This is a genomic window from Thioclava sp. ES.031 (assembly GCF_002563775.1).
Taxonomy (GTDB): domain Bacteria; phylum Pseudomonadota; class Alphaproteobacteria; order Rhodobacterales; family Rhodobacteraceae; genus Thioclava.
In genome coordinates this window covers 1094279-1110908 of sequence record NZ_PDJO01000001.1, presented here as the reverse complement: position 1 = coordinate 1110908, position 16630 = coordinate 1094279, and the positions used below count along the sequence as shown (strand labels likewise).

At 65.4% G+C, this 16630-nt stretch carries 17 protein-coding genes and 1 riboswitch; of the genes, 10 read left to right on the top strand and 7 right to left on the bottom strand.

Annotated elements, in window-relative coordinates:
- The first annotated feature begins 45 nt into the window (after positions 1-45).
- Complete coding sequence (locus AXZ77_RS05430; protein WP_098410353.1) at positions 46-516, top strand: hypothetical protein; 471 nt, start codon at positions 46-48, stop codon at positions 514-516.
- Positions 517-576: 60 nt separating this feature from the next.
- Here the strand turns inward: AXZ77_RS05430 and AXZ77_RS05425 are convergent, their stop codons facing one another.
- Positions 577-1164, bottom strand: coding sequence for a TetR/AcrR family transcriptional regulator (locus tag AXZ77_RS05425; RefSeq protein ID WP_098410352.1), 588 nt, complete (start codon positions 1162-1164; stop codon positions 577-579).
- A gap of 114 nt (positions 1165-1278) precedes the next feature.
- Between AXZ77_RS05425 and AXZ77_RS05420 the strand changes: the two genes are divergently transcribed.
- From AXZ77_RS05420 to glpX, 3 genes are all read left to right on the top strand, one after another.
- Positions 1279-1482, top strand: coding sequence for a hypothetical protein (locus tag AXZ77_RS05420; RefSeq protein WP_098410351.1), 204 nt, complete (start codon positions 1279-1281; stop codon positions 1480-1482).
- Between the two features lie 100 nt (positions 1483-1582).
- Positions 1583-2884 (top strand): homoserine dehydrogenase, encoded by a 1302-nt coding sequence (locus AXZ77_RS05415; protein ID WP_098410350.1) that lies wholly within the window; start codon positions 1583-1585, stop codon positions 2882-2884.
- A gap of 275 nt (positions 2885-3159) precedes the next feature.
- Complete coding sequence (glpX, locus tag AXZ77_RS05410; RefSeq protein ID WP_098410349.1) at positions 3160-4125, top strand: class II fructose-bisphosphatase; 966 nt, start codon at positions 3160-3162, stop codon at positions 4123-4125.
- A gap of 82 nt (positions 4126-4207) precedes the next feature.
- On the opposite strand, the gene gcvP is transcribed toward glpX, so the two are convergent.
- The 4 genes from gcvP to gltX all read right to left on the bottom strand — a co-directional run bounded on the left by gcvP (position 4208) and on the right by gltX (position 10281).
- On the bottom strand, positions 4208-7048 hold the full coding sequence (gene gcvP / locus AXZ77_RS05405; RefSeq protein ID WP_098410348.1) for an aminomethyl-transferring glycine dehydrogenase: 2841 nt from the start codon (positions 7046-7048) through the stop codon (positions 4208-4210).
- Positions 7049-7053: 5 nt separating this feature from the next.
- Positions 7054-7413: a glycine cleavage system protein GcvH gene (gene gcvH / locus AXZ77_RS05400; protein WP_098410347.1), complete on the bottom strand. Its 360-nt coding sequence runs from the start codon at positions 7411-7413 to the stop codon at positions 7054-7056.
- A 22-nt stretch (positions 7414-7435) separates the two neighbouring features.
- Positions 7436-8539, bottom strand: coding sequence for a glycine cleavage system aminomethyltransferase GcvT (gene gcvT, locus AXZ77_RS05395; protein ID WP_098412445.1), 1104 nt, complete (start codon positions 8537-8539; stop codon positions 7436-7438).
- A gap of 156 nt (positions 8540-8695) precedes the next feature.
- A riboswitch (glycine riboswitch) is annotated at positions 8696-8786 on the bottom strand.
- 166 nt (positions 8787-8952) lie between these two features.
- Entirely contained in the window at positions 8953-10281 is a 1329-nt protein-coding gene (gene gltX / locus AXZ77_RS05390; protein ID WP_098410346.1) for a glutamate--tRNA ligase, read from the bottom strand.
- Positions 10282-10378: 97 nt separating this feature from the next.
- Here gltX and AXZ77_RS05385 point away from each other — a divergent pair, with 97 nt between their 5' ends.
- Positions 10379-10795: a metallopeptidase family protein gene (locus AXZ77_RS05385; RefSeq protein WP_078520024.1), complete on the top strand. Its 417-nt coding sequence runs from the start codon at positions 10379-10381 to the stop codon at positions 10793-10795.
- A gap of 97 nt (positions 10796-10892) precedes the next feature.
- The gene (locus AXZ77_RS05380; RefSeq protein WP_098410345.1) at positions 10893-11825 is read left to right on the top strand and encodes an MBL fold metallo-hydrolase; all 933 of its coding nucleotides are present in this window, start codon (positions 10893-10895) and stop codon (positions 11823-11825) included.
- Between the two features lie 131 nt (positions 11826-11956).
- Here the strand turns inward: AXZ77_RS05380 and AXZ77_RS05375 are convergent, their stop codons facing one another.
- Positions 11957-12955, bottom strand: coding sequence for a hypothetical protein (locus AXZ77_RS05375; protein ID WP_098410344.1), 999 nt, complete (start codon positions 12953-12955; stop codon positions 11957-11959).
- Positions 12956-12974: 19 nt separating this feature from the next.
- Positions 12975-13184 (bottom strand): hypothetical protein, encoded by a 210-nt coding sequence (locus tag AXZ77_RS05370; RefSeq protein ID WP_078599473.1) that lies wholly within the window; start codon positions 13182-13184, stop codon positions 12975-12977.
- Positions 13185-13300: 116 nt separating this feature from the next.
- Here AXZ77_RS05370 and AXZ77_RS05365 point away from each other — a divergent pair, with 116 nt between their 5' ends.
- The 4 genes from AXZ77_RS05365 (at position 13301) to AXZ77_RS05350 (ending at position 16594) form a co-directional block, all read left to right on the top strand.
- Entirely contained in the window at positions 13301-14248 is a 948-nt protein-coding gene (locus AXZ77_RS05365; protein ID WP_098410343.1) for a 1-phosphofructokinase family hexose kinase, read from the top strand.
- 62 nt (positions 14249-14310) lie between these two features.
- Positions 14311-15072: an imidazole glycerol phosphate synthase subunit HisF gene (gene hisF, locus AXZ77_RS05360; RefSeq protein ID WP_098410342.1), complete on the top strand. Its 762-nt coding sequence runs from the start codon at positions 14311-14313 to the stop codon at positions 15070-15072.
- The gene (locus AXZ77_RS05355; protein WP_098410341.1) at positions 15069-15380 is read left to right on the top strand and encodes a phosphoribosyl-ATP diphosphatase; all 312 of its coding nucleotides are present in this window, start codon (positions 15069-15071) and stop codon (positions 15378-15380) included. The genes hisF and AXZ77_RS05355 overlap by 4 nt, the downstream gene beginning before the upstream one ends.
- 182 nt (positions 15381-15562) lie before the next feature.
- Positions 15563-16594: an NADP-dependent oxidoreductase gene (locus tag AXZ77_RS05350; protein WP_098410340.1), complete on the top strand. Its 1032-nt coding sequence runs from the start codon at positions 15563-15565 to the stop codon at positions 16592-16594.
- The last annotated feature ends 36 nt before the right edge of the window (positions 16595-16630 follow it).

Here is a 16630-nt window from a genome sequence, read left to right as displayed (position 1 = left end):
CGCGTGAGGGTTAACTCAGCGTTAACACCAAGTGTGGAGGGTGCCATGAAACGCATGATGACGATTGCCGCGGTGACCGCTTGCCTCGCAAGCGCAGCCGTAGCGAATGATACCAAGGGCTTTGTGGGTCTGAACTGGACGTTCGGCCCGGGCGCGAGCGGCCTCGAAGGGGTATTCGGCGCGATGAATTACGACCTCGATCCGAATGGCGACATTAACGGGGCGAAGCTGTCGCTCCATCTCGGCATGGGTCCGGGACCGGTGCAGGGCAAGATCAAGCTGACGGGGGTCGCCGGTCAGGACAATGCCATGGCGGAGCTGGGCATGGGCTATGGTAGCCGCGGCTGGTTCGGCACGGGCGGGCTGATGGGCGAGCATTGGACCGTCGGCGGCGATCTGTTCTTCCAAGGCGGCTGGGAAGGCTTCGGCGGCATTCACAGCCTGCAATTCGATCGGCCGAATCCGCCGGCAGCACCGGTGCTGGAGCCGCCGCCGCAGGAGGCTCAGCCCGGCTAAGTCGCGTTAAGCAATTCATCACAGAGATACAGGGCGGCTTCGGTCGCCCTTTTCCTTAGCTCAGGCGCCCACCGATTTGCGCACCATATCCCAGTAGATATCGGCGACGGTGGCGCGGCTCAGACGTCCGCCTTCGCGGAACCATGTATTCACGCCGGTCAGCATCGCGATGATCGCCATCGTCGCGAGCTTGGTGTCAGGGATCAGGAAGACGCCTTCTTCCTGCCCGGCTTTCAGGATCGCTTCCAGCTCGGTCTCGTAGGTCTTGCGCAGCCCCTCGATCACCGCGAAATTCTCCGGGCTCAGGTTGCGCAGCTCCATGTAACTGAGAAACACCGCCTCCGCCCGCTCGAGGTTGAAGCGAATGTGGAACCGCACGAAACGCTCCAGCCGTGCATGGGCGTCGCCGCCGCCGGGCTCGGCGTGCCACGCGGCGATCAGCTCATCCATATGGGTCTTCAGCAGGTCGAACAGCAGCGCCTCTTTGTCGGGCGTATAGAGGTAGAGAGCCCCCGCCTGCACCCCCACCGCGCCTGCGATCTGGCGCATCGAGACAGCGGCAAACCCGTGCCGCGCAAAGAGCCTTTGCGCCTCGGCGCGGATCTTCGGGCCGGTAATCTCGGAATGGGAGCCAGTCTTGCGTGCCATGATACCGACGCTAACTGAACGGGCGTTCATTATCAAACCCGATTTGCGGCGCAATCGGCACTGGCAATGGGGCCGTGGGCGCAATAGTTTGACCCCGTCCCGAGAGGAGAGACCATGCGCGCCCCTGCCCTGATCGCCCTGTTTGCCCTGCTGGCCTCGCTCGCCGCCTGCTCGAAGCAGTCGATGGAGGGCTATCCGACGCTGCTGCCGATGGACGAGATCCTAACCGATCAGCCGCTCACCCCCGATCCGGCCCCCGAGCTGGAGGCGCGCGCCGATGCGTTGCGCACCCGCGCAGACGCGATGCGCAGCCAATAAAATCTCGCCATAGAGCGGTTGAAGCCGCACGCCGCGTTGCCCTGCCTGCGCTTTCCCGCTAACAGGGCGCAAACCACCAAGTTTCGCTCATGAGGTCCCTATGTCCGCCGTCTCAGATACCGCACCCTTGCGTCTTGGCATCGCGGGTCTCGGCACCGTGGGCATCGGTGTGGTGAAGATCGTGCAACGTCATGCCGATCTGCTGGCGGCCCGCGCGGGCCGTCCGGTCGAAATCACCGCCGTCTCGGCCCGCGACCGCACCAAGAACCGCGATGCGGACCTGTCGAGCTATGCATGGGAAGACGATGCGGTCACGCTCGCGCAGCGCGACGATATCGACGTCTTCGTCGAGCTGATGGGCGGCCATGAAGGCCCCGCGAAGGACGCCACCGAAGCCGCGCTGAAAGCGGGCAAGGACGTGGTGACCGCGAACAAGGCGCTGCTCGCGCATCACGGTCAGGCGCTCGCGGAACTCGCCGAGAGCCTCGGCCGCACGATCCGCTATGAGGCCGCCGTCGCGGGCGGCATCCCGGTCATCAAGACGCTGACCGAAGGGCTTGCGGGCAACGGCATCCGCCGCGTGATGGGCGTGATGAACGGCACCTGCAACTACATCCTGACACGGATGGAAGATGCGGGCCTGCCCTATGACACGGTCTTCGAAGAGGCGCGCGCGCTTGGCTATCTCGAGGCCGATCCGAACCTCGACGTGGGCGGGATCGACGCGGGCCACAAGCTCGCCATCCTCGCTTCCATCGCCTTCGGCACGCAGGTCGCTTTCGACGACGTGACGCTGGAAGGGATCGGGCGCATCTCGATCGACGATATCCGCCGCGCGGGCGATATGGGCTACAAGATCAAGCTCCTGGGCGTTGCGCAGATGACCGGCCGCGGGCTGGAGCAGCGGATGACGCCCTGTCTCGTGCCCGCCACCTCGCCGCTGGGTCAGCTGACCGGCGGCACCAACATGACCGTTCTGGAAGGCGACTCGGTCGGCCAGATCGTGCTGCGTGGCGCGGGCGCGGGCGAAGGCCCGACCGCGAGCGCCGTGATGGGCGATGTGATGGACCTCGCACGCGGGTTGCGGCTGCCGGTCTTCGGCCAGCCCGCCGACAAGCTCGAGGCCCCCACCCCCGCCGTCACCGCAATCCCCGCGCCCTATTACCTGCGCCTGCAGCTGTCGGACAAACCCGGCGCGCTGGCGAAGGTCGCGACCGTTCTGGGCGAGGCGGGCGTCTCGATCAGCCGGATGCGCCAATACGGCCATGCCGACACCTCGGCCCCGGTGCTGATCGTCACCCACAAGACGACGCGCGACGCAGTCGACGCCGCGATCAACGCCCTGCCCGCGACCCGCGTGGTCGAGGGCGAGCCGATCGCGATCCGCATCGAAGAGGTCTGAAAGGCCCGCAGCGCTCGTCCCTTTCCCGCCGGGCACCGCCATTCCGACCGCGACTATTCGCCGGGCGGCGCGACGAAGCGTCCCCGGCCCCTTGCCGCGGTTAATCCGCCGCCTATTTTCGCGACCTTGAGCGGCCCCAACCCCCGCATTGCGTGCCATTTTTCACCGCAATAGCAGCTGGCCCCTCCTGTTAGCGTTCACGGGGTTGCCCTTCGTGCCCCCACAGGCTTTACCTATGCCCGGCCCACAACGCCTAGGCAGACAGGAAGACCCAAATGACCCCTCCGAGTGATTTCAACGACCGCATGCTTTCGCTGGGCCTCGCCCGCGTGTCGGAAGCGGCTGCTCATGCCTCCGCCGACCTGATCGGTCGCGGCGACGAGAAGGCTGCCGACCAGGCGGCGGTGAACGCGATGCGCGATCAGCTCAACAAGCTGGAAATCCGCGGCACCGTGGTCATCGGGGAAGGCGAGCGCGACGAGGCGCCGATGCTCTTTATCGGCGAGGAAGTCGGCCAGGGCGTAGGCCCCGAGGTGGATATCGCGCTCGACCCGCTGGAAGGCACCACGCTGACCGCGAAGGACATGCCCAACGCGCTGACCGTGATCGCGATGGCGCCGCGCGGCACGATGCTGCACGCGCCCGACGTCTACATGGACAAGCTGGCCATCGGCCCGGGCTACGAGAAAGACGTGGTCTCGCTCGACATGACCCCGACCGAGCGCGTTCAGGCGCTGGCCAAGGCCCAGGGCGTCGAGACCAAGGACATCGCGGTCTGCATCCTCGACCGTCCGCGCCATGAGGACATGATCGCCGAGGTCCGCGAGACCGGTGCGAAGATCCGCCTGATCACCGATGGCGACGTGGCGGGCGTCATCCATTGTGCCGAGCCCGATTTCACCGGCATCGACATGTATATGGGCTCGGGCGGCGCGCCGGAGGGCGTGCTGGCGGCCTCGGCGCTGAAATGCATGGGCGGCCAGATGTGGGGCAAGCTGTTGTTCCGCAACGACGACGAGCGTGGCCGTGCGAAGAAGGCCGGGATCACCGATCTCGACAAGGTCTATGCGCGCGACGACATGGTGCGCTCGGACGTGATCTTCGCCGCGACGGGCGTGACCGACGGCTCGATCGTGAAGGGCGTGAAGCGCGAGCCGACCTATATCGAATCCGAGACGATGCTGATGCGGTCGAAAACCGGCTCGCTGCGCCGCGTGATCTACCGCAACCCGGTAAAGTAAACGGCGCGTCTGGATATTTTTATCGAGAAGAAGAGAAAGGCCGGAGCGCGATGCTCCGGCCTTTCTTCATTCTGGCTGGCGGTTACTCCGCCGCGTCGGCGTAGCTCTCGACCGGTGGGCAGGTGCAAATCAGGTTGCGGTCGCCGAAGACGTTGTCGACCCGCCCCACGGGCGGCCAGTATTTGTCGACGCGGAAAGCGCCTGCCGGGAAACAGCCCTGCTCGCGGGTATATTTCCGGTCCCAATCGGCCACGAGGTCTTCCACCGTATGCGGCGCATGGCGCAGCGGGCTGTCCTCGGGCGTGATCTCGCCCGCCTCGATCTCGCGGATCTCGTCGCGGATCGAAAGCATCGCGGTGATGAAGCGGTCGATCTCGGCCTTGGTCTCGGATTCGGTGGGCTCCACCATCAGCGTGCCGGCGACCGGCCAGCTCATCGTGGGCGCATGGAAACCGTTATCCATCAGGCGCTTGGCGATATCGTCCACCGTCACGCCCACCTCCGCGAAGGGCCGCGTGTCGATGATACATTCATGCGCGACACGTCCGCGGTTGCCCATGAAGAGGATCGGGTAGCCCTCTTTCAACTTCGCGGCGATGTAGTTCGCGGCGAGGATCGCGACGCGGGTCGCCTGCGTCAGGCCCGGCCCGCCCATCATCAGGATATAGGCCCAGGAGATCAGCAGGATCGAGGCCGAGCCATAGGGCGCGGCACTCACCGGCCCCTCTTCGCCGCCGGTCTCGGGGTGGCCCGGAAGGAAGGGCGCGAGGTGCGACTTCACCCCGATCGGCCCCATGCCGGGACCGCCGCCGCCATGCGGGATCGCGAAAGTCTTGTGCAGGTTGAGGTGGCTCACATCCGAGCCGATCTCGCCCGGCTTCACCAGCCCCACCAGCGCGTTGAGGTTGGCGCCATCGAGATAGACCTGACCGCCATATTCGTGGGTGATGTCGCAGATGCGCTTCACCGTCTCCTCGAACACGCCATGGGTCGAGGGATACGTGATCATGCAGGCCGCGAGCTTGTCGCCCGCCTCCGCCGCCTTGGCCTCGAAATCCTCCAGATCCACGTCGCCATTGGGTGCGGAATTCACCACGACGACCTTCATCCCCGCCATATGCGCCGAGGCCGGGTTCGTGCCATGCGCCGACATCGGGATCAGACAGACATCGCGCTGATCGTCGCCATTCGCGCGGTGATAGGCGGCGATGGTCAACAGCCCCGCATATTCCCCCTGCGCGCCCGAATTGGGCTGCATGGAGAAGGCGTCATAGCCGGTGATCTCGCAAAGCTTCGCGGTCAGATCGTCGATCATCTCCGCATAGCCCTGCGCCTGATCGAGCGGCACGAACGGGTGCAGCGAGCCGAATTCCGGCCAGGTCAGCGGCATCATCTCGGCGGCTGCGTTGAGCTTCATCGTGCACGAGCCGAGCGGGATCATCGCGCGGTCGAGCGCGAGGTCACGATCCGACAGACGGCGCATGTAGCGCATCATCTCGGATTCGGCGCGGTTCATGTGGAAGACCGGATGGGTGAGGTAGTCGCTCTCGCGCAGCAGCGCATCCGGCACTGCCGGTTGCTTGGCTTCCGGGGCGGGTTCGGTGATCCCGAACGCGTCGAGCACCTTGGCCACCACGCCCGGATCGCTGGTCTCGTCGAGCGAAATCCCGACCCGGTCGCGGCCCACCTTGCGCAGGTTGATCCCGCGATGACGGGCGGCGGCGAGGATGCCCTGCTGGCCCACGCCCACCTCGACGGTGATCGTGTCGTAGAAATTCGCGGGCTCGACCAAGGCGCCGGCGGCTTTCAACGCCTCGGCCAGCTGCACGGTCAGCAGGTGCACGCGTTCCGAGATCGCGCGCAGGCCGACGGGGCCGTGGAAGACCGCGTAGAAGCTCGCCATGACGGCCAGAAGCGCCTGCGCGGTGCAGACATTCGAGGTCGCCTTCTCGCGGCGGATATGCTGCTCGCGGGTCTGCAGGCTCAGGCGATAGGCACGGTTGCCGTGACTGTCGATCGACACACCGACGATCCGGCCCGGCATCGCGCGCTTCATCTTGTCGGTGGAGGACATGAACGCCGCATGCGGGCCGCCATAGCCCATCGGCACGCCAAATCGCTGCGCGGAGCCCACCGCGATATCCGCGCCCATCGCGCCCGGCTCCTTGAGCAGGCACAGCGCCAGAAGATCGGTCGCGACCACGGCCACGGCCTTCGCGGCATGGAGCGCCTCGCATTCGGCGGTGAAGTCGCGGACATGGCCATAGGTGCCCGGATATTGGAAGATCGCGCCGAAGACCTTCTCGGCCTCAAGCGTCTCGGGCGCGCCCACGATCACCTCGATTCCGAGCGGCTCGGCCCGGGTCTGGATCACGCCGATGGTCTGCGGGTGGCAGTTCTCGTCGACGAAGAAGGCGGTGGCCTTCGACTTCGACACGCGCTGCGCCATCGCCATGGCTTCCGCCGCCGCCGTCGCCTCGTCCAGAAGCGAGGCATTGGCGACCGGCAGGCCGGTCAGGTCCGACACCATCGTCTGGAAGTTCAGAAGCGCCTCAAGGCGGCCCTGCGCGATCTCGGGCTGATAGGGCGTGTAGGCCGTGTACCAGGCCGGGTTTTCCAGAATGTTGCGCTGGATCGCGGGCGGCGTGACGGTGCCGTAATAGCCCTGCCCGATCAGGCTGGTCATCACGCGGTTCTTCTTCGCGACGCCTTCCATCTTCTGCAGGAGGCCGTATTCGGTCAGCGGCGCCCAGCCCAGCGGCTCGGCCTGACGGATGCTTTTCGGCACCGTCTCGGCGATCAGCGCGTCGAGGTCCGGCGCCCCCACGGCCTTGAGCATCTCCTCCATCTCGGCCGGTGAGGGCCCGATATGGCGGCGATTGGCGAAATCGTAACTGTCGTAAGTCGTGGGGGTGAAGGTCATGGATATTACCCGATGAAGTCTTTGTAAGCGGCCTCGTCCATGAAGCCGTCGAGCGCGGAAGCGTCGGTGAGTTTCATCTTGAAGAACCACGCCTTGCCCAGCGGGTCTTCGTTCACGAGGCCCGGATTGTCGGCCAGATCCTCGTTGATCGCGACGATCTCGCCGTCGAGCGGCGCGAGGATGTCGGAGGCGGCCTTGACCGACTCGATCACGCAGATTTCGTCGCCCTTCTCGACCGTGTCGCCGACATCCGGCAGTTCGACGAAGACGACATCGCCAAGTTGCTCGGAGGCGTGTCCGGTGATGCCGACGATCACAACGTCGCCTTCAGTTTTGAGCCATTCGTGGTCTTCGGTGAATTTCATGTAACGTCTCCCGATTGGTTGTTCAGCGTTTGTAGGTTGCAGGGCGGAAGGGCATCGGCACGACCTTGGCGGGCAGACGCTTGCCGCGCACCTCGCCATAGACAGTGGTGCCTTCCTCGGTGCCCGCGGGCAGGTAGGCCATCGCCATCGGCGCTTCGATCGAGGGGCCGAAACCGCCCGAGGTCACGCGCCCGATCGGATCGCCACCCTCGGCCTCGGCGAAAATCTCGACGCCTTCGCGCATCGGCGCGCGACCCTCGGGGCGCAGGCCGAGGCGCAGGCGGCTCGGGCCGTTTTCCAATTCGCTCAGGATACGATCCGCGCCGGGGAAGCCGCCTTCGCGCTCGCCCCCTTTGCGGCGCACCTTCTGGATCGCCCAGGCGATGTTGCCCTCGACCGGGGTCGTGGTGGTGTCGATATCGTGGCCGTAGAGGCAAAGCCCCGCTTCGAGCCGCAGGCTGTCGCGCGCGCCCAGACCGATCGGCTCCACCGCCTCATCGGCGAGCAGCTTGCGGGCGAATTCCACCGCGCGGTCCGCGGGCACAGAAATCTCGTAGCCATCTTCACCGGTGTAGCCCGAGCGCGAGATCCAAAGCTCCGCCCCGTTCCAGTGATAGACGCCCACATCCATGAAGCGCATCTTGGCGGTGCCGGGCACCAGAGCCTCGAGCACGCCCTCTGCGGCAGGCCCTTGCAGCGCCAGCAGCGCGCGGTCGGTGAGCTCCTCGACCGATTCCAGATGCGCCCGCATATGGGCGATGTCGTTCTCCTTGCAGGCCGCGTTCACCACGACGAACAGATGATCGCCACGGTTCGCCACCATCAGGTCATCGAGAATGCCGCCATTCTCATCGGTGAACATCGCATAGCGCTGGCGGCCCTCTTTCAGGCCCATCAGGCTCACCGGCACCAGCGCCTCGAACGCCTCGGCAGCGCCTTCGCCCGGCACGATCACCTGCCCCATGTGGCTGACATCGAACAGCCCCGCCTTGGCGCGGGTGTGCAGGTGTTCTTTCATCACGCCCAGCGGATATTGCACGGGCATCTCGTAGCCCGCGAAAGGCACCATCTTGGCGCCCAGCTCAACATGCAGATCGTATAGCGGTGTGCGTTTCAACTCGCTCATCGCGGCCTCCCCTTCAGCCGGATGATCCGGCATCGATTCATGAGCCTTCCGGCTCGCCCGATGCCCCCTCTGTCCGTGCCTGCGATGCAGACGCCTGAGATCGCTATCCCTTCGGCGGATGCCGCGATTGCACGCAGCATCACTCTCCAGAGTCCTTCGTCGGGCACGGTCCTTTTGCCTGAGAGTTTACCGGGGCGGTTGCTCCTTCGGCACCGAGGTTTCCCCCGGATTCTCCCGTATCCGACTTCTCCCGATTACCTGAGCCCGCGCGCAACTGACAAGCCCCAATCGCCAAAAGCGCCGCTTTGTCGCCGAAAACGACCTCACGAGGTCGCGAACTGCCCAAACAAAAAGCGCGAGGGTTTCACCCCTCGCGCCTCTCGAATTGGTTGTGCAGGCCTGCGGCGGAGCCGTCAGCCGCGCGCCGGAACCTTGTGCAGAAGCGGCATCAGCTCGCCCATATCGGGCCCGTGCGCCATGCCGGTCACGGCCTTGCGCAGCGGCATGAACAGCCCCTTGCCCTTGCGCCCGGTCGCCTCTTTCACCTCCGAGGTCCAGTCCTTCCACGTGGTGTCGGAATAGGGCGGCGCGGGCAGCATCGTCATGGCCTGCGCGATGAAGTCGCGATCTTCGTCATCGATCGACGGCTCCGCCCCGTTCAGACACAGATCGGCCCAGCCCTTCAGATCGTCGAGCTTGTCGATATTCTGCGAGGCGACCTTCCAGAAGCGCTCGCGCTGATCCTCGGGGATGCCGAGCTCCGCGATGCGATCCGCCACGGCCGAGAACGGCAGCTGCTGGTTGCGCGCGCGGGTCAGCGGGATCAGGTCCGCCGGGTCGAATTTCGTCGGCGCCGAGCCGAAATGGTTCAGATCGAACCCGTCGGCCAGTTCGTCGATCGACATCTTCAGCTCGATCGGCTGGCTCGAGCCCAGACGCGCCATCATCGACAGCAACGCCTCGGGGGCGATCCCTTCGGCGCGCAGATCGCGGATCGAGAGCGCGCCAAGGCGCTTCGACAGTTCTTCGCCCTGCGGGCCGGTCAGCAGCGAATGGTGCGCGAAACTCGGAACCTTGCCGCCGATGGCCTCGATGATCTGGATCTGCGTCGCGGTGTTGGTGACGTGGTCGCCGCCGCGCACGATATGGGTGATGCCCATATCCGCGTCATCGACCGGCGAGGCGAAGGTGTAAAGCACCTGCCCCGAGGCCTTGATCAGCACCGGATCGGACACGCTGGCCGCGTCGATCGACAGATCGCCGAGGATGCCGTCCTTCCACTCGATCCGTTCGAGTTCCAGCTTGAAGCGCCAGTAACCTTCCTTGCCTTCCGCGCGCATCGCGTCTTTTTCGGCATCCGACAGATGCATCGACGCGCGGTCATAGACCGGCGGCTTGCCCATGTTGAGCTGCTTCTTGCGCTTGAGGTCCAGCTCGGTCGGGCTCTCGAAACATTCATAAAGCTTACCGTCGGCCTTCAGCTTCTCGGCCACCTCGGCATAGCGGTCCAGACGCAGCGACTGGCGCTCCTCCCGGTCCCATTCGATGCCGAGCCATTCGAGGTCCTGCTTCAGCGCGTCGATATATTCCTGCTTCGAACGCTCCTGATCGGTATCGTCGAGGCGCAGGATGAATTGACCGCCGGTCTTGCGGGCGATCAGGTAATTCATCAGCGCGGTGCGCAGGTTGCCGACATGGATATAGCCGGTGGGCGACGGGGCGAAACGGGTAACGGTGGTCATCTGGGCAAACTCCTGTTGGCGCCTGCTCTTTCACAAGGCGGCCCGTTTGTCCATATGAGGGGCTATGCGGCGCGTGCAGAGCGGCTTGGAGGGGGCGATGAGCGAGGGTTACGACTGGGCGGAGGTCATGGCGCCGGGCATCGAGGAGATCGAGGCGCTGGCCGAGGCCGCACGCGCGGCGCTTCCGCCGGAATTCGCCCGCGCCGCGCAGGGCGTCGCGATCCGGGTGGAAGACTTTGCCTCCGAGGCAATGCTTGCCGATCTCGGCATCGAGGACCCGTTCGAGCTGACCGGGCTCTATGACGGTATCCCGCTGACCGAGAAATCCGTGATGGACCCCGGCGGCCATCCGGATGTGATCTGGCTCTTCCGCCGCCCGATCCTCGACGAGTGGGTCTCGCGCGGCAACGAGCCCCTCGGGTCCCTCGTCACCCATATTTTCGTGCATGAACTGGCGCATCACCTTGGGTGGTCCGACGCGGATATTTCGTCGATCGATCGCTGGTGGGAGTGAACCGAAGCGGCTCACGCAACGTTCACGACTTAGTGGAAGCGGCGCGATGCGCTAGACTTCGACCTGCGAAGATCAACCATCGAGAGGGAGAGACCCGATGACCAGGACCTTCATGACCCGCCGTACTGCCCTGAAAACCGCCGCTTTCCTGCCCGCCGCCCCCGCGCTTCTGACCGGGACCGGCGCCGCCGCGCAAAGTTCGAACGAAGCCCCGCCCGCGATCCCGCGCTATCGTCGGATGCAGATGGGCGACCTGACGATCACCACGCTGCTCGCCGGATCGCGCGAACTGGAAAACCCGCAGACGATCTTCGGCATGAATGCCAGCCCCGAGGACTTCGCGGCCGTCTCGGAAGCCGCCTATATTCCCGCCGACAAATCGCTGAATTTCTTCACCCCCACGCTGATCGAGACCGGGTCGGAGAAAATCCTCTTCGACACCGGCCTGTCGCCCGATGGCATCACCTCGGCGCTTGCTTCAGCCGGGCACGCGCCCGAGGAGATCACCCATGTCGTGATCACCCATATGCATGGCGACCACATCGGCGGGCTGATGGGCGATGGCGGAGAGACCTTCGCCAATGCCGCCTATATCACCGGGCAGAAAGAATTCGACCACTGGTCGAATGCGGGCAACGACACGTTCGAGGCCAAGGTCCGTCCGCTGGCCGAGAAGATGAGCTACCTCAAGGGCGGCGATTCGGTCGTCTCCGGCATCTCGGCGGTCGAGGCCTTCGGCCACACGCCGGGCCATATGGCCTTCATGGTGGAGTCGGGTGGCAAGGGGCTGATGCTCGCCGCCGATACGTCGAACCACTATGTCTGGTCGCTTCAGCGTCCCGATTGGGAAGTGAAATACGACATGGACAAGGAGATGGCCGCGAAGACCCGCAAAGAGCTTCTGGGCCGTGTCGCCGCCGACAAGCTGGCCTTCATCGGCTATCACATGCCCTTCCCCGGCGTCGGCCATCTCGAGGCGCTGGACACCGGCTTCCACTTCCATCCGATCACCTATCAGCTCAACGTCTGATCCGTGATGCGTGCGGGTCTAACTCGCGCGGAGAGTTTCAGGCGCGCGCCCAACCGGCGCGCGCTTTTGCTATGTCATCCCGCTCAGAGAGGGCACGACTCTAAGGGCCACGACTGGCTGCGCCCCACCCGTCAGGCGGCGGCATCGCCCTCATGAAGCTCCATGCGCACGAGGGTCTGGTTGAGCAGGATATAGGCGATCTCGCCGAACGTGACGGGGCCGGTGAAGCCGCCGGTCCGCTGTCCTTCCAGCTCGCCATAGAGATAGTTCAGGATACAGTTGCACGAATATTCGTTGGCGCCTTTGCCCCCCGCGCCTTCAGCGAAGGCCTGCGCGTAGGAGCCCAGCGCCTGCGCCAGACGGTATTCGACCCCTTCGACAACGGGGGCGTAGAATTTCACCTTGCCGGCCTCGGCATCGACCTCCTGGATCGAGACGTTGACGAGCGTGCCTGCGTAATTTGCGACCAGCGGCAGGCGCGTGTCGAGCTCATGCTCGGCGATGTAGCGAGCGAGATTGACCTCTTGCCCCTCGACCATCACCGTCTCGGCTTCGAACCCTGCCTTCGGGAAGGTGAAGGTCAACGCCTCAGCCTCGCCTTGGGCGAAGATATTGAGGATGTCGAGATCGGCCGCGACGCCATCGGGCAGCGCGACATGCAGCAGCACCGCCCCTTCGTCATGCGACACGCCCGTCGCGCCGTCGAACACCTTCGGCGCGCGTTTGCCCAGCTCGTCGAGATGCACGCCGGTGATCCAGCCCGCCAGCGGCTGATCGAAGAGACCGGGATAGCCCTGCCCCTCCACCGCGAAGTCGGAATGCGCCACCGAGAAGGCGGGGATCATGATCATGGTGAAGCCATTCTCGGCGTAGCCTTCGGAAATCTTCGGCAGATCGCCCACGTCGATCCATCGCGGCACCGCGCCCGTCGCCCGCTCGAACCGGGTGCAGAACAGCTTGTCGCGCACGACCGCCCCGCCCTCTTCGGTGACGAAATAAACGGTGGTGCCGCCGATCCATTTGCCGCTCGGGAGCTGCGCCAGAAGCGCCTCGTCCCCCGCCACGACCATGACGTCACCCGCCTCGATCCGCGCGGCGGCCTCGGCCACGCTCAACATCTCATTTTTCATCCCGGATCCCCTCTCAAGCCTAGAACGCCGCGACATCGCCGGCGGCAAAAGCATTTTTCGTCACGAACTCACGCAGCTCCGCGATCTTCTCGCCAAGCGAGGCCGGGCGCGCGGCCACCTCGCGACGCAGGCGCGCAATCAAAATCTTCGTCGCCAGCGACGCTGCACTCAAATCGCTCTGACTCGTCAAAACCCGCTTCCATCGCGGATCATCGGCACCCGGGACCATCCTCACACTCCTTTGAAACAGCACGGGTGAGGTCATAGCGCACCATCCCTTAACACTGCGTTGACAGGCGCGAGCTCCGCGCCGCAAAGTCGGGCTCTGGGCCAAAAGGAGACGCGATGACCTCGATCCTCACGATCACGCTCAACCCGACGGTCGATCTGTCGATCGAGACCCCCGAGGTCGCCCCCGAGCGCAAGCTGCGCTGCACGCGGCCGCTCACGGATCCGGGCGGCGGCGGGTTGAATGTCAGCCGCGCGATCGCCGCTCTGGGGGGCAACTCCACGGCTTTCGTGGCCCTTGGCGGGACCACCGGCGACCGGGTGATGCGGCTTTTGGCCGAGGCCGGGATCGCCGTCTTCCCCTTCCCCGCGCCGGGCGAGACGCGGATGAGCCTGACCGCCACCGACCAGAGCACGGGCGCGCAATATCGCTTCGTGATGCCGGGGCCGGACTGGGGCGCGCGTGATGTCGCGAAGGCGCTCAGCCGGATCGCGCGGGCAGCGCCCGAAGATGGGATCGTGGTTCTGTCGGGCTCGCAACCTCCCGGCGTGCCCGAAGATTTCCCCGCGCGTCTGGCGACGAAGATGGCGCGGACCAAGGCGCGGCTTTTTCTCGACACGTCCGGCGGGGCGCTGCACCAGCTGATGGAACGCAAGGCGCAACCTGCGGACGTGCTGCGGATGGACGAGCTGGAAGCCGAGGAGCTCGCGGGCCGCACACTGCACGAGCGCAGCGACAGCGCCGATTTCGCGCAAAGCCTCGTGCGGCGCGGATTGGCGCATGCGGTGATCGTCGCGCGCGGCTCGGACGGTAATGTCTTGGCCACCAAGGACGCGCGCTGGTTCGCCGTGGCCCCGAAGGTCGACGTGGTGTCGAAAGTGGGCGCGGGCGACAGTTTCGTGGCCGCCTTCACCTTGGCGCTGGCCCGCGGCAAACCCTTCCCCGAGGCGTTGCAGCAAGGCGCTGCGGGCGCGGCGGCGGCCGTGACCACACCTGCGACCGATCTGTGTTCGGCCGCGATGGTGCGCCGCCTTCTGCCGCATTGCCCGGTCGAGCCGGTCTGAGCACTCTGCCCCTTTGCCTCGCGGCACCTGCGCGTTATGAAAGCGCCAAAGGAGCGCCGCCCATGCTGAAGACCCGCATCATTCCCTGTCTCGACGTCGCCGATGGCCGCGTCGTGAAAGGCGTCAATTTCGTGAACCTGATCGACGCGGGTGACCCGGTCGAGGCCGCCAAGGCCTATGACGCAGCCGGCGCCGACGAGCTGTGTTTCCTCGACATCCACGCGACGCATGAGAACCGCGGCACGATGTTCGATCTGGTGACCCGCACCGCCGAGCAATGTTTCATGCCGCTCACCGTGGGCGGCGGTGTGCGCACCCATGAGGACGTGCGCGCATTGCTGCTGGCGGGCGCCGACAAGGTCTCGTTCAACTCCGCCGCCGTGGCCGATCCGAACGTCATCACCGAGGCCGCCGACCGCTTCGGCAGCCAGTGCATCGTCTGTGCGATCGACGCCAAGACAGTGGAGCCGGGCCGCTGGGAGATCTTCACCCATGGCGGGCGCAAATCCACCGGGATCGACGCGGTGGAATTCGCGCGCACCGTGACTGCGAAGGGCGCGGGGGAAATCCTGCTGACCTCAATGGATCGCGACGGCACGCGTTCGGGCTTTAATCTGGAGCTGACGAAGGCGATCTCGGACGCCGTCGACGTGCCGGTGATCGCCTCCGGCGGCGTCGGCAATCTCGATCATCTCGTGGAAGGCGTGACCAAGGGCGGGGCTTCGGCCGTGCTCGCCGCCTCGATCTTCCACTTCGGCGAATACACGATCCGCGAGGCCAAGGAGCATATGGCCGCCGCGGGCATTCCGATGAGGCTGCAATGAGCATTCTGGACCAACTCGCCGCGACCATCGAGAGCCGCAAGGGCGCCGATCCCGACACCTCGTGGACCGCGAAACTGCTGGCCAAGGGCCCGGAGAAATGCGCCGAGAAATTCGGTGAGGAAGCGGTGGAAGCGATCATCGCCGCGGCGAAGAACGACCGCGAGAACCTGACCTATGAGGCGGCGGATGTGCTCTATCACCTCTTGGTGATGCTGGCGGCACGCGACGTGAAGCTGGCCGATGTGCTGGCCGAGCTGGAGCGCCGCGAAGGGACGTCCGGCATTTCCGAGAAAGCGGCCCGCAGCTAAGGGGCGCTGCCCCTCTGCCTTACGGCATTCACCCCGGGATATTTCGCAAGAGCGAAGGCGCGGTCCGTGCCTGTCTTCGCTCTTGTCGAAATATCCCGGGGGTGAGGGCGAAGCCCGAGGGGGCTGGCCCCCTTTCCCTGCGCGAACCGCGTGCTAGCTGGCCCTTCAAACAGGAGGCTTTCATGGCACAGACGACCGACACCAACCGCAAGATCATCCTCGCCGAACGCCCGAAAGGCGCGCCGAACGAGAACACGCTGAAGCTCGAGACCGAGGCCGTGCCGCAGGCGGGCAAGGGCCAGATGCTGCTGCGCACCGTCTATCTGTCGCTCGACCCCTATATGCGCGGGCGGATGTCGGATGCGAAATCCTACGCGACCCCGGTCGAGATCGGCGGCGTGATGACCGGTCAGGTCGTGGCCGAGGTCATGGAGAGCGATGTCGCGGGCTTCTCGAAGGGCGACTATGTGCTTTCGCCCTCGGGCTGGCAGGACTTCTTCGTCTCGGACGGCACGCAGGTGCTCAATCTCGGGCCGGAGCCGGAGAACCCGAGCTGGGCCTTGGGCATCCTTGGGATGCCGGGCTACACGGCCTATGCGGGCCTGCTGAAAATCGGCGAGCCGAAACCGGGCGAGACGGTCGTGGTTGCCGCCGCCTCCGGGCCGGTGGGCGCGACGGTGGGCCAGATCGCCAAGATCAAGGGCTGCCGCGTCGTCGGCGTCGCGGGCGGGGCCGAGAAATGCGCCCATGTCACCGACACGCTGGGGTTTGACGCTTGCATCGACCACCGCGCGGACGATTTCGCCGAGCAACTGGCCGCGGCCTGCCCCGACGGGATCGACGTCTATTTCGAGAATGTCGGCGGCAAGGTGCTCTACGGCGTGCTGCCGATTCTCAACCCCTTTGCGCGGATGCCGGTCTGCGGAATGGTCGCGTGGTATAACCTGCAAGGCCTTCCCGAGGGGCCCGATCACGGCCCGCAGATCCTCTCGACGATCCTGCGCATGAAGGTGAAGGTGCAGGGTTTCATCATCTTCGACAGCTTCCCGATCGAGCTTTATCAGGAATTCTCCGAAGCGATGACCGGCTGGCTGAAAGAGGGCAAGGTTCAGTACAAGGAGCAGGTGGTGGAGGGCCTCGAGGCCGCGCCGCAGGGGCTCTATGACCTGCTGGAGGGCCGAAATTTCGGCAAGATGGTCGTGAAAGTCGGCTAAAAGCGAGACACGCGCGCAGGGCTTTCGCATCCGTGA

What these genes read in the sequence shown, in the direction of transcription:
- AXZ77_RS05430 (WP_098410353.1), top strand. Translation starts at nt 46, where the DNA reads ATGAAACGCATGATGACGATTGCCGCGGTGACCGCTTGCCTCGCAAGC.
- AXZ77_RS05425 (WP_098410352.1), bottom strand. Translation starts at nt 1,164, where the DNA reads ATGGCACGCAAGACTGGCTCCCATTCCGAGATTACCGGCCCGAAGATC.
- AXZ77_RS05420 (WP_098410351.1), top strand. Translation starts at nt 1,279, where the DNA reads ATGCGCGCCCCTGCCCTGATCGCCCTGTTTGCCCTGCTGGCCTCGCTC.
- AXZ77_RS05415 (WP_098410350.1), top strand. Translation starts at nt 1,583, where the DNA reads ATGTCCGCCGTCTCAGATACCGCACCCTTGCGTCTTGGCATCGCGGGT.
- glpX (WP_098410349.1), top strand. Translation starts at nt 3,160, where the DNA reads ATGACCCCTCCGAGTGATTTCAACGACCGCATGCTTTCGCTGGGCCTC.
- gcvP (WP_098410348.1), bottom strand. Translation starts at nt 7,048, where the DNA reads ATGACCTTCACCCCCACGACTTACGACAGTTACGATTTCGCCAATCGC.
- gcvH (WP_098410347.1), bottom strand. Translation starts at nt 7,413, where the DNA reads ATGAAATTCACCGAAGACCACGAATGGCTCAAAACTGAAGGCGACGTT.
- gcvT (WP_098412445.1), bottom strand. Translation starts at nt 8,539, where the DNA reads ATGAGCGAGTTGAAACGCACACCGCTATACGATCTGCATGTTGAGCTG.
- gltX (WP_098410346.1), bottom strand. Translation starts at nt 10,281, where the DNA reads ATGACCACCGTTACCCGTTTCGCCCCGTCGCCCACCGGCTATATCCAT.
- AXZ77_RS05385 (WP_078520024.1), top strand. Translation starts at nt 10,379, where the DNA reads ATGAGCGAGGGTTACGACTGGGCGGAGGTCATGGCGCCGGGCATCGAG.
- AXZ77_RS05380 (WP_098410345.1), top strand. Translation starts at nt 10,893, where the DNA reads ATGACCAGGACCTTCATGACCCGCCGTACTGCCCTGAAAACCGCCGCT.
- AXZ77_RS05375 (WP_098410344.1), bottom strand. Translation starts at nt 12,955, where the DNA reads ATGAAAAATGAGATGTTGAGCGTGGCCGAGGCCGCCGCGCGGATCGAG.
- AXZ77_RS05370 (WP_078599473.1), bottom strand. Translation starts at nt 13,184, where the DNA reads ATGGTCCCGGGTGCCGATGATCCGCGATGGAAGCGGGTTTTGACGAGT.
- AXZ77_RS05365 (WP_098410343.1), top strand. Translation starts at nt 13,301, where the DNA reads ATGACCTCGATCCTCACGATCACGCTCAACCCGACGGTCGATCTGTCG.
- hisF (WP_098410342.1), top strand. Translation starts at nt 14,311, where the DNA reads ATGCTGAAGACCCGCATCATTCCCTGTCTCGACGTCGCCGATGGCCGC.
- AXZ77_RS05355 (WP_098410341.1), top strand. Translation starts at nt 15,069, where the DNA reads ATGAGCATTCTGGACCAACTCGCCGCGACCATCGAGAGCCGCAAGGGC.
- AXZ77_RS05350 (WP_098410340.1), top strand. Translation starts at nt 15,563, where the DNA reads ATGGCACAGACGACCGACACCAACCGCAAGATCATCCTCGCCGAACGC.